This is a genomic window from Streptomyces sp. NPDC043870 (genome assembly GCF_056435785.1).
The window spans coordinates 1-5,276 of sequence record NZ_JBWKDT010000105.1; the positions used below are offsets into that span (position 1 = coordinate 1).

The window sequence follows — 5,276 nt, forward strand, 5'->3', positions numbered from 1 at the left end:
TGGTCGGTGACAGCGAGACCGAAGCATTCTGGAGCGAGTTCCTTCGAAGCTTGCGTGAACGCGGACTGGCCGGGGTCCGCCTGGTCATCGCCGACCACCACTCCGGCCTGGTCAAGGCCGTTCGCAAGGTCATGCTCGGCGCCGGGTACCAGAGGTGTCGCGTTCATTTCCTGCGGAATGTCTTCGCGGTGATCCCGAAGGACTCGGCGGAGATGGTAGCTGCGACCATCCGCACGGTCTTCGCCCAGCCCCACGCCACGGCTGTCCGGGCCCAACTCGACACCGTCGCTGACATGCTCGGCCGCCAGTTTCCCAAGGTCAGGGCCATGCTCCTGGAAGCGAAGGAGGGTCTGACCGCTTTCGCGGACTTCCCTGATCGGCACTGGAAGAAGATCCAGTCGACCAACCCGCTGGAGCGGATCAACCGCGAGATCAAACGCCGGACCGACGTCGTGCAGATCTTCCCCAACCCCGACGCCCTCGAACGCCTCACCACGTCCTCATCGAGATGCACGATGAGTGGATCGCCTTCCCCCGCCGCTATCTCCCCGAAGGCAGCATGGACCGGATCTATCCAACCGAAGATCAGCCCGGCACCGCTACACCACTACAAGGGACATGACCGGCCTTTCTCCGACCCAAGGCGCCGGCGAGGGCTCCCCGGCCGGTGATCCCGAGCTTGCGGTAGACGTGCGTAAGGTGCACCTCGACCGTGCTGGGCGAAACGGACAGAGCGTCGGCGATGGCCCGGTTGGTACGGCCATCAATCGCGTACTCAGCGATCCGCCGCTCCGATGGTGACAGCGCTCCGGGTCCAGCCAACTGCGACCGCCGCAGACGGCCGCCTGCGGCGAGCAACTGCTTGTGGGCCTTGCATGCGAGCACCGGCGCCCCGCATTCCTGAGCAAGCGCCATCCCGTGCCGTGACGCCTCGCGTGCCTGAGGCAGCCTTCCGTGGTCGGCGTGCGCCTTGCCCAGCGACACCAGCGAGTAGGCGAGTTGCAAGCGCGCCTCAGTGGTCTGCAACAGCGTGACGGACTCTTCAAGGAGACCGCACGCCTCCTCTCCATGCGCGAGCATCGCTTGAGCTCGCAGAGCCCTGCCGAGCACACCGGGGTCTCCCCAGCGTCGTGCCAGCTCGACATGCTGCTTGATGAGCCGCTGCGCCTCGTCCTCGTTGCCAAGTCGCTGCCACACCAGAGCCGCGTGGCTGCGCCAAGGCGTGAGTGCGGGGTTTTCGATCTTCAGCCTCTCCAGGCGGCGACCACACCAGAGCAGGTCAGCCAGGGCACTCCTCAGGTCTCCGACAGCCAGCCGACACCAACCCCGGGTCGCCAGGGCATCGGCCGACAGGTCGCTTACCGACTTGAGCAACATAACCGCTTCGTCATAGCGTCCCATGGCGCCATACACACGGGCCTGTTGGCTCACTGAGATGACGCGCAACGCTGCTAGCTCGGCTCGCTGGGTGAGCAAGCCCGCTGTCTGCGTCTCTTTCAGCGCCACCTCCAGGTCACCTCGGCGAACCGCAATGTCAGCTTTGAGACAATGGGCAATGCCGCAGGCGAAGGACATGCCGCGTTCATGGGCTTCGGCCAGCATCTGGTCCGCCCAGCACCACGCCTCCCCCAATCGGCCGGCCCAAGCCAGCACGGTGATACACCGCACGAGCAGGAGGGTGGAGCCGCTGCCAGCGTGCCGCTCCCCTGCGAGGGCACCCGCAACCAACTTCAGCGGGACATCCCGCGGCTCAGCGCGGCACGACAAGGTGCCGGCGTAGCATGCCAGCAGCTCGCGCTCACCCGGCGTCACCCCGAGACCTGCTCCAACCCAGCCGAGCGTCTCGGTCTCCCCGTCGGTGTCGCGGCCAACGGCCGACACCAGCGAGCGCAGCCGGGTTCGCAGTTCGGGGTCGTCACAGTCAATTGTGGTGACGCGGTCCGCCCAGGGCAGCGCGCCAGGCATGCGCAGTACGGCCTCGGAACCGCCCCCCAATAGAGCTTGGACCGTGACGAGTTCCATGACGGCTCCGGCCTGCCGCACCGGGTCGTCGAAGAGCTGAACGGCCTCGTCGAGGTGTCGGCGAGCAGCGTCCGGTGCGAACGCAGACTCGGCCTTGCCAAGCAGGAACAACACCTCAGCACGTTCTTCGCCACTGATCCTCAGGCGCAGCACCCGGCGTGCATACTCGGCGCACGTCAGCGGCGAGCCGGTCTGCAGGGCTTCCTCAGCTGCTTCCAGAATGGTGCGACATGCCCAGGTGTCACCCGCGATATCCGCGTGCATCAAATGCTGGGCCACCTCGGCCAACGGCGCACCGTGATCGTTGAGTCGGCGGGCGGCTGTCATGTGAAGGCGCCTTCTGGCCTCATCGGGCAGGGTCTCCAGGACGGCCGCCCGCATCTCAGGGCTTCGGAACGCGTACTCCCCCTCGGCTGTGTCGGGGAAGAGCAGGCCGATCCGGAACAGATCGGGCAACCGACGCCGAACCTGCTCCGTGCTCACATCCAGCAGTTCCGCAACCAGTTCTATGTCGAGGTCAGCCACCCCGCCGAGCACCGCAGCAGCGGCGGCCACGCCTCGTAGCTCTTCCGTCTGACGTCCCAGTCGCGTCGCGGCGGCCCGGGCCATCAAACGCCCTCCCAGCTGATGCACCCGCTGCACATGAACGGCCTCGGGCCTCAGTGCCAGAGACCTGAGCTCGTGAAGCAGCTCGTTGAGCAGCAGCGGACTGCCGCCTGTGGCGTCCGCGCAGGCAGCCACAAAAGCCTCATCGCAGAGACGACCAGGGTAGGCGGACTCGACAAACGACCGGACGCAGTGTTTGGACAGCGGGCTCAAGATGATGCGTCCGCATACTCTCTGACCAGCGATGTCGTCGATCAGCTCCGGTGCGCTCATCGGCTCGTCGGTTCGGTACGCGAGTATCAGCATCAGCGGCGAGCTCACGACGCGGCGGGTGAGGCGAGCGAACCAGCGGAGCGAGGAGACGTCCATCCACTGGACGTGGTCGGCGACGATGACGAATGGACGGCGCCTGGCGGCACGGAGCACCTCACGGCACAAATCGTCGAGGAGTTCGGCGTCATCCCCACCGGACAGGGCGGACGGTCGCCGGCGCAGGGCGCCCAGCTTCGCGAAGGCAGGCTCGTCCACGAGGTCGGCCAGCATCTGGCGAAGCGCGGCGAACGGCGTACCGGTCTCCGGCCGCCTACACACGACATTCACGGGCAGCGCCTCCTCCTGACGCTGGCTCTCGGTGAACTCCGAAAGGAGATCCGAGCACCTCATGCCGGAGGGGCCCCCGATCAGCACCGTGTTGCCCGCTCCTGCGCGTGCCCCACGTGCTCGGAACATCAATTCCGAGAGCTCAGTCGCTCGGTCCAGATGAACAAGCCGCCGGGCCGATTCTGACGAGAAATTGAGCAACCCCGGAAATGGGTGCGCATTCTCGTTGACAGCGTGAACCATGGACATGAGTCCTCAATCGCTCCTTCGATCTCGCATGGCTACGCCTCGCGGTAGTCCCTGTGCATGAACACCGGTCGGCGGTGACGGTCACATAGAAATTGCTGCGCCGCTGAGACGCCCGGAGTTGCCCACACAGCGATCACGGGACAGGCGGGAAACCGACCACAGGTGCACGAGGGCACGGGGGTGGGGACGCCTCCATCGCGCCGGACAGTCGCATTCGTCACGAGCCGCCCGACATTACTGCCCGGGCGATTGCCAGCCACGACAACGGCATCTCTGGGGGCTCGGAGCGAGCTTTCGCCAGGCCGTCGAGCCAGCCTGCAGTCTGAGCCGGCTCCCGGGGGTCGGTCAGCGACCGGAGCCATATGGCGGTCTCCATATCCTGGCTGCCGGCGGCTTTGCCCGCATGATGCGCGAGGTCGTACAGAAACTTCGTTGGCGGCGGCAGCGCGTCGGCCATCACATCGTCTCCTCAACTTCGGACGGGGGATTCCGCCTCGCGGCCCAGCACTGCCGCCCGCGCGCCCTAGGGCCTGTCCGGTGGCCACTCGGCACCGTCGACGTAATGGACATCGAGCCACCTGTGATCCGTAGCTACAGCTGCAACCTTCTCGTGAGGGGCAGACTCGACGGTCATAACCGAGGGCCGTGCTCTGCGACCACATTCGCCGCTCGACACACGGAGGGGAACGACAGGCGCCCCCACACACACCTGCCTCCCGTTCGACCATCATCGAAAGTCCATTTCGCTGCATGTATGGACCGGCGTACGGGACATGGCCATTCGGACGGCTGAACCGTCTCTCGAAGGCCTCACGGTGCGACAGCAAATCGACGTCCTCGGGGAACCAGGCCCAACTCGAGTCGGCTTTCACCCGAGGCGGGCGGGCGCAATCACGTGTCGGCTCAGGTCGGCTCATTCAAGATCCGTTGCGGGTGCGACGGGACGGGAAGGCCCCATCCTGCGTGCGTAGTGGCCTGGTGGGCGACGGTTGATGTACGTATTCGACTACGTATCACCACCACTACCTACGTACGCTTGTCCGATGACGCTGGGCCGCCTTCGCAGCATGACTTGGGATTTCGTGGCGGGATCTCGACGAGTTGCCGGGGGCGGACCCGTCGGGCGGACACCGAGTAAAGGCTGCCGTCGCAGGCGACCAGCAAGTCCTTGCCGACCGGGCGGCGATGTCACTCGGCCACCGGATACCGGGGGGGGGACGGCAGCGGATCCCAGGGCTGTTTCATCTCGCGGTGGTCGTGTTCGAAGCGCCAGCGGAGCTTGGCAAGCCGCACCAGCGAGGCCCTTCCGGGCCGGGAGCCCTCACGTAGGACCTCGGCACCCCAGGTGCGGGTCTCATCCATCGTGTCCAGGGCCGCTGAACTTTCCCCGTGATGCGGGACACTCGTTGCTTACGCTGCGAGGGCGTGTTCTTGCTCGTGTCGCTGTCGGATCTCCAGCGGGGTGAGGTACCCCCAGGCCGGATGCTTCCGCAGTCGTCTGCGGTTGTAGAAGGTCTCGATGAAGTCGAAGATCTCCGCGCGGGCAGTGGTCCGGTCGGGCCAGCGGTGGGTGCCGATCTCCTCTTTGAGCAGTGCGAAGAAGCTCTCGGCGGCGGCATTGTCGTAGCACGAGCCGGTTCGGCCCATGCTCTGCCGCAGCCCCAACCTGCCTATTTCCCGGCGGAGTTCGTCAGAGGTGTACTCCTTGGACTCAACCGGTCGTTGCAACACCGGATTGTTGGAGCAAGAGTAGCTGCTCGTTGAATGCCTCGGCCGGGTCCTCCAACCGAGTGTCTTGC

At 65.8% G+C, this 5,276-nt stretch carries 4 protein-coding genes and 1 pseudogene; 1 reads left to right on the top strand and 4 read right to left on the bottom strand.

Annotated elements, in window-relative coordinates; genetic code table 11:
• A pseudogene (locus AC0699_RS39185) lies at positions 1-622 on the top strand (IS256 family transposase); the annotation flags it as partial.
• Here AC0699_RS39185 and AC0699_RS39190 read toward each other — a convergent pair.
• From AC0699_RS39190 to AC0699_RS39205, 4 genes are all read right to left on the bottom strand, one after another.
• Positions 586-3,477, bottom strand: coding sequence for a helix-turn-helix transcriptional regulator (locus AC0699_RS39190; RefSeq protein WP_478671291.1), 2,892 nt, complete (start codon positions 3,475-3,477; stop codon positions 586-588). The pseudogene AC0699_RS39185 and the gene AC0699_RS39190 sit on opposite strands and share 37 nt — an antisense overlap.
• Before the next feature lie 217 nt (positions 3,478-3,694).
• Positions 3,695-3,934 carry a hypothetical protein gene (locus tag AC0699_RS39195; RefSeq protein ID WP_478671296.1) on the bottom strand — a complete coding sequence of 80 codons (240 nt, stop codon included), beginning with the start codon at positions 3,932-3,934 and terminating at the stop codon, positions 3,695-3,697.
• Positions 3,935-4,665: 731 nt separating this feature from the next.
• Positions 4,666-4,839 carry a hypothetical protein gene (locus tag AC0699_RS39200; RefSeq protein WP_478671301.1) on the bottom strand — a complete coding sequence of 58 codons (174 nt, stop codon included), beginning with the start codon at positions 4,837-4,839 and terminating at the stop codon, positions 4,666-4,668.
• A 48-nt stretch (positions 4,840-4,887) separates the two neighbouring features.
• Entirely contained in the window at positions 4,888-5,205 is a 318-nt protein-coding gene (locus AC0699_RS39205) for an integrase core domain-containing protein (RefSeq protein WP_478671306.1), read from the bottom strand.
• Positions 5,206-5,276 lie beyond the last annotated feature (71 nt).

Bases quoted from the DNA above. Each gene is read 5' to 3' on its own strand.
- AC0699_RS39190 (WP_478671291.1), bottom strand. From the start codon at position 3,477: ATGTCCATGGTTCACGCTGTCAACGAGAATGCGCACCCATTTCCGGGG.
- AC0699_RS39195 (WP_478671296.1), bottom strand. From the start codon at position 3,934: ATGGCCGACGCGCTGCCGCCGCCAACGAAGTTTCTGTACGACCTCGCG.
- AC0699_RS39200 (WP_478671301.1), bottom strand. From the start codon at position 4,839: ATGGATGAGACCCGCACCTGGGGTGCCGAGGTCCTACGTGAGGGCTCC.